At 43.5% G+C, this 4,675-nt stretch carries 5 protein-coding genes and 3 tRNA genes; 6 read left to right on the plus strand and 2 right to left on the minus strand.

Going from position 1 to position 4,675, the window contains the following annotated elements:
- The first annotated feature begins 143 nt into the window (after positions 1-143).
- The 6 genes from Q0393_RS02695 to Q0393_RS02720 all read left to right on the plus strand — a co-directional run bounded on the left by Q0393_RS02695 (position 144) and on the right by Q0393_RS02720 (position 3,543).
- Positions 144-220, plus strand: a tRNA-Arg gene (locus tag Q0393_RS02695).
- A 64-nt stretch (positions 221-284) separates the two neighbouring features.
- Positions 285-1,277 carry an agmatine deiminase family protein gene (locus Q0393_RS02700; protein WP_298977706.1) on the plus strand — a complete coding sequence of 331 codons (993 nt, stop codon included), beginning with the start codon at positions 285-287 and terminating at the stop codon, positions 1,275-1,277.
- 20 nt (positions 1,278-1,297) lie between these two features.
- Positions 1,298-2,488, plus strand: a complete 1,191-nt coding sequence (locus Q0393_RS02705; RefSeq protein WP_298977709.1) for a carbon-nitrogen hydrolase — start codon at positions 1,298-1,300, stop codon at positions 2,486-2,488.
- Between the two features lie 280 nt (positions 2,489-2,768).
- On the plus strand, positions 2,769-3,179 hold the full coding sequence (locus Q0393_RS02710; protein WP_298962323.1) for a type II secretion system protein: 411 nt from the start codon (positions 2,769-2,771) through the stop codon (positions 3,177-3,179).
- 178 nt (positions 3,180-3,357) lie between these two features.
- Positions 3,358-3,432, plus strand: a tRNA-Gln gene (locus Q0393_RS02715).
- Between the two features lie 36 nt (positions 3,433-3,468).
- Positions 3,469-3,543, plus strand: a tRNA-Met gene (locus tag Q0393_RS02720).
- A gap of 346 nt (positions 3,544-3,889) precedes the next feature.
- Here Q0393_RS02720 and Q0393_RS02725 read toward each other — a convergent pair.
- Positions 3,890-4,225: a DUF3969 family protein gene (locus Q0393_RS02725; protein ID WP_298977711.1), complete on the minus strand. Its 336-nt coding sequence runs from the start codon at positions 4,223-4,225 to the stop codon at positions 3,890-3,892.
- 16 nt (positions 4,226-4,241) lie between these two features.
- Positions 4,242-4,586 carry a hypothetical protein gene (locus Q0393_RS02730; protein WP_298977713.1) on the minus strand — a complete coding sequence of 115 codons (345 nt, stop codon included), beginning with the start codon at positions 4,584-4,586 and terminating at the stop codon, positions 4,242-4,244.
- Positions 4,587-4,675 lie beyond the last annotated feature (89 nt).

A 4,675-nucleotide genomic window follows, 5' to 3' on the forward strand; every position in this document is an offset into this window, starting at 1 on the left:
CCCCCCCCCTAAAAAATGATAAAATTTTAAAAGTTGATTTTTTGAAATTTAATAAAGATAATTTTTTTGTGCAGTGAAATTTAGACCGCTTTTTGGCTAAATTTAAGCTAAAAACGCTATAATCCCGTTTTCTTTTATTTCGTGCGCTCGTAGCTCAGCTGGATAGAGCATTTGATTGCGGTTCAAAAGGTCGGGGATTCGAATTCCTCCGGGCGCACCATCCACAAATATCTTTTTAAACCGAGCTTCGCTATAATCCGTGAAATTTCAATCTTGGAGCAAAAATGAGAGCATTCGCCGAATGGGAGGAGCAAGAGGCGCTTTTGGTGTCTTTGCCGCACGCAGGTACTGACTGGGCGCCATATTTGAGCGAGATACGGGCGGCTTATCGCGACTTTATCGCCACCGCAGCGAGGTTTGAGCCGGTCGTTGCGATCGCGCCGCGCCGCGAGGATTTTGAGCAAATTTGCGGCGGCTTAGCAAACACGAGCTTCGCGCAAATCGATACCGACGATACGTGGATCCGCGATTACGGCGCGATCGACTTAGAGGAGGGCGGCAAAATCACGGGGCTAAATTTTCGTTTCAATGCCTGGGGCGGCAAGTTCGCAAGCGCCAAGGACGATGCGTTAAATTCTAAGCTTTACGCTGCGAGCGCTCGTCCGCTGCGAGACATGGATCTGATCTTAGAGGGCGGCAGTGTCGATTTTGACGGCGCGGGCACGATGCTAACTACTAGCGCGTGTTTGCTGAACGAAAATCGCAACTCTCTAAGCAAGGCCGAACTGGACGCGCGGCTGCGTGAAATTTTTGGCCTAAAAAAGATAATCTGGCTGGGGCACGGCTTCATAAAAGGCGACGATACCGACAGCCACATCGATACTCTCGCGCGCTTTCTAGGTCCGCGCGTCGTGGCGATAAGCTCGTGCGACGATCCGAGCGATCTGCACTATGCGGAGCTTGGCGCGATGAAGGATGAAATTTTATCGCTTGGGTACGACGTGATCGAACTGCCGATCCCGCGCGCGATCTTTTATCGGGGGCGCAGGCTGCCCGCGACTTACGCAAATTTCGTCTTTTTAAACGGCGCGCTCATCGTGCCCACCTACGCGGATCCCGCAGATCCGCACGATCCAAACCGCGCGGCGGACGAGCTGGCGCTGTCGCGTCTGCGAGCAGCGTGCACAGATCGCGAAGTAGTGGGAGTAAACGCGCGCGTTTTCATCCGCCAAAACGGCTCGCTGCACTGTTCGTGTATGAATAAATTTAAACTTTAAATTTAGATCGAAGGGAAAATATGAAAATTTTAAAAGTTGGACTGATTTCGCATAAATTTGAAGGCACTAAAGCGCGCACGATAGCGCGTAGTATCGAGCTCATCGCGCGCACAGCGGCGAAGGGTGCACAGTTAATCGTTTTGCAAGAGCTTCATCAGACGCATTATTTTTGCCAGCGCGAAAATACCGAAAATTTCGACTACGCGCAGGATTTCGAGCGCGATTTGCGGCTGTGGAGCGAGGTAGCGAAGAGATTTGGCGTCGTGTTGGTAAGCTCGCTTTTCGAGCGCCGCGCCGCGGGGCTGTATCACAACACCGCCGTGGTCTTCGAGCGCGACGGCACGATCGCCGGCAAGTACCGCAAGATGCATATCCCCGACGATCCACAGTTTTACGAAAAATTTTATTTCACGCTGGGCGATCTGGGCTTTGAGCCCATAGATACGAGCGTGGGACGGCTCGGCGTGCTCGTGTGCTGGGATCAGTGGTATCCCGAGGCGGCACGCGCGATGGCGCTACGCGGTGCCGAGCTGCTAATATATCCGACCGCGATCGGGTGGTTCGACGGCGACGACGAGGACGAAAAGGCGCGCCAGCTGGAGGCTTGGGTCGCGGTACAGCGCGGGCACGCGGTGGCAAACTCCCTGCCCGTAATCGCCGTAAATCGCGTGGGCTTTGAAAGTGCAGCGCTGAGCGAAGTCTCATCGGATGAAATTTTATCCGGGGGAAATGAAATTTTGCCAGCAAGCGACGGTGGAGCAGCCAGTGATAAAATTTTACGCTCCGCGGATACTGGCGGTGAGAGTAAAATTTTAAGCGAGGGCGGAATTTTATCTTTTAATAACGGGGCGCTAACGGATAGCGGCAAAATGGCGATCGGCGGCGAAATTTTGCCCGTGAAAAATGAGGCGGCGCGAGAGAATTTAAAGATTTCGATAGAGATAAAATTTAACGGCGAAACTTTAGAAGTGCTGCCGAATAAACAGCGCGTAGGTCAGCTTGCCAGCGAAGAGGGGATTAGATTTTGGGGCAATAGCTTTGTTTTTGGCGCGCAGGGCGAGCAACTGTTTCGCGCAAACAGCACCGACGAGCTATGTGAAGTCGTAACCATCGATATGCAAAGATGCGAAAATGTGCGCTGCTGGTGGCCGTTTTTGCGAGATAGACGCGTAGAAAACTATGAAATTTTGACTAAGCGATACGGGTTATAGCATCCTTGTATCTTCAATAGCCATATAGTTTATTTGGACGCCATACTAGGAATGAAAGCAAATAATTTTTATAGTATCAATGTGCAGAGGTATAGCTACAATACATTAATAGATCAAATAGGTTCAAAATTCTGATTTTAAAATGCCCGCAAAATCGGACTTTGTAAATAAATTGTAAAAAATTTGCCAAAAACTATTGACAATTTTTAAATTTTTCTCTATAATTACGCCAAGTTTCGCATATAGGTATGCGGGATGAATTTTATTTAAGGAGTAAACCATGAAAAAAGGTTTTACTATGATCGAGTTGATCTTCGTTATCGTTATTTTAGGTATTTTGGCAGCTGTTGCTATTCCAAGACTTGCAGCTACACGTGATGATGCTGAGGTTTCGAAAGCAGCTTCTAACATTCAAACTATGGTAACAGATTTAGGTGCTTATTATACATCTCAAGGTAATTTTTCGACCGATGTTAGTGCTATGACAAATGTTGCTAACCCAGTAAAGGTCAAAGCACAACCATGCTTTCAGGCTGTTGGTCCTACAGGAAATAATACGATGTCTGTAACTGTTACTACAACTGGATTATGTGATCAAGTGTGGAGTATGCCAGGTCTATCACAAATTAAAACTAGAATTGATGCAGATACTGGTCTTAAATTCGGTGGTAAAAACGTTAACTATAACTAATATTTTAGTTTAGTATAGATATTTTTTTAAGGCTCTAGCTTTAGCTAGAGCCTTTTTTGTTTATGTAAATATAATTTATTCGTTGAGTCCTACTGATTTTCATTAATCCGCTAATAAAGCTTAAGATTAATCTTGACTTTTGGTTAAAGTTTTTGTATAATTAAAGTCCTTTTTTTGATGGGGTATAGCCAAGCGGCAAGGCAATTGGTTTTGGTCCAATCATTCGGAGGTTCGAATCCTCCTACCCCATCCATTTGGCGAATTTAAAAATTTATTCGCACTTTTTGATCGCAGAGTAGAGCAGTGGTAGCTCGTCGGGCTCATAACCCGAAGGTCGGTGGTTCAAATCCACCCTCTGCAACCAATATCTTTAAATTTATATCACAGCATCGTGACTTCAAAATTTTACTCTTGACTTTATTGAGGAATAAGAAAATCTCCTATAATCTAAAGCGGGGTATTTTATCTACTAATTTATTTCAAGCTAATGGCTTAAAATTAATAATTATCGAGAAAGATATATAAAGCTCTTTAAATTGTAAAATTTGCCGACTCGTCTAAAATTTGTGATTTATCATACCACCAATCTTATCAATAATATTAAATAGGAATTGCGAAAGACTTAAATTTGTACGGACTTTCTTATCGTAACATTTAGAATTTTATTTAGCTGCCAGCCCACCCGCTCGCCAGAAACGGAGCTACGGAGGCTATTTCTCATCTATAATTACCCATCTTTTTCCGGGCTCTTCATCGTATCGCTTTAAAATTTTTATTATTCTATTCTGCAATATTTGCAAAGTTTCCATATATTTTGTAGGAATTAGCTCAAAAATATCCTCTAATTCGCAGCATTCGATTATTATATCTATAACGCGTTCATTAACCTTATTTTTTTCCAAATGCGTTGAGATATAGGGTGAAAACAAAATTCTTTGGCTTTCATCTATGGTAATCGCCTGGTGCTCCAATGCCTGCAATGAACCTAGCGCCATTAGTAAAATAGCCCTCTCGCCTACAATATCAATATTTTTCTCTAATATCATTTGAATCGCTCCACCCCTATTTAATTTTATCTAAAATTATACAAATCTTCTCTTCGTCTATCTCTCCATAAAGGCAAGGGTTTGCCAGCTCAAATATGATCTCTTGCAAAATTTCATCCTCATATCCTATATCCTCGCGACACTCTATTAAATTTGCCCATTCCTCAAGGAGATCATATGAAATTTCTTTATCGATGACCCTATTTAAGATGTTTACAATAGTATTTTTAGTTATTGTTACAAGCTCCGATTCGCTATTAAAACCTATCTTTGCCAAGTCGCTTTTTATCGCGCTTATATTTTTAGAAAAATTTATTAAATTTAATAAAATATCTATTTTGGCCATCAACGCTGTATTCATCCTTTCGTCCTCACGCTTCTATAACCATATCCTTATACTTTTCATAAAGCCTCGGTTTTAAAATTTTAAATTTCACAGCGTTTTTCCTT

Source organism: uncultured Campylobacter sp., from assembly GCF_938015785.1.
Lineage (GTDB): Bacteria > Campylobacterota > Campylobacteria > Campylobacterales > Campylobacteraceae > Campylobacter_B.

Excerpts from the sequence above, each read along its gene's own strand:
- Q0393_RS02730 (WP_298977713.1), bottom strand. The coding sequence starts at position 4,586 with ATGAATACAGCGTTGATGGCCAAAATAGATATTTTATTAAATTTAATA.
- Q0393_RS02710 (WP_298962323.1), top strand. The coding sequence starts at position 2,769 with ATGAAAAAAGGTTTTACTATGATCGAGTTGATCTTCGTTATCGTTATT.
- Q0393_RS02725 (WP_298977711.1), bottom strand. The coding sequence starts at position 4,225 with ATGATATTAGAGAAAAATATTGATATTGTAGGCGAGAGGGCTATTTTA.
- Q0393_RS02700 (WP_298977706.1), top strand. The coding sequence starts at position 285 with ATGAGAGCATTCGCCGAATGGGAGGAGCAAGAGGCGCTTTTGGTGTCT.
- Q0393_RS02705 (WP_298977709.1), top strand. The coding sequence starts at position 1,298 with ATGAAAATTTTAAAAGTTGGACTGATTTCGCATAAATTTGAAGGCACT.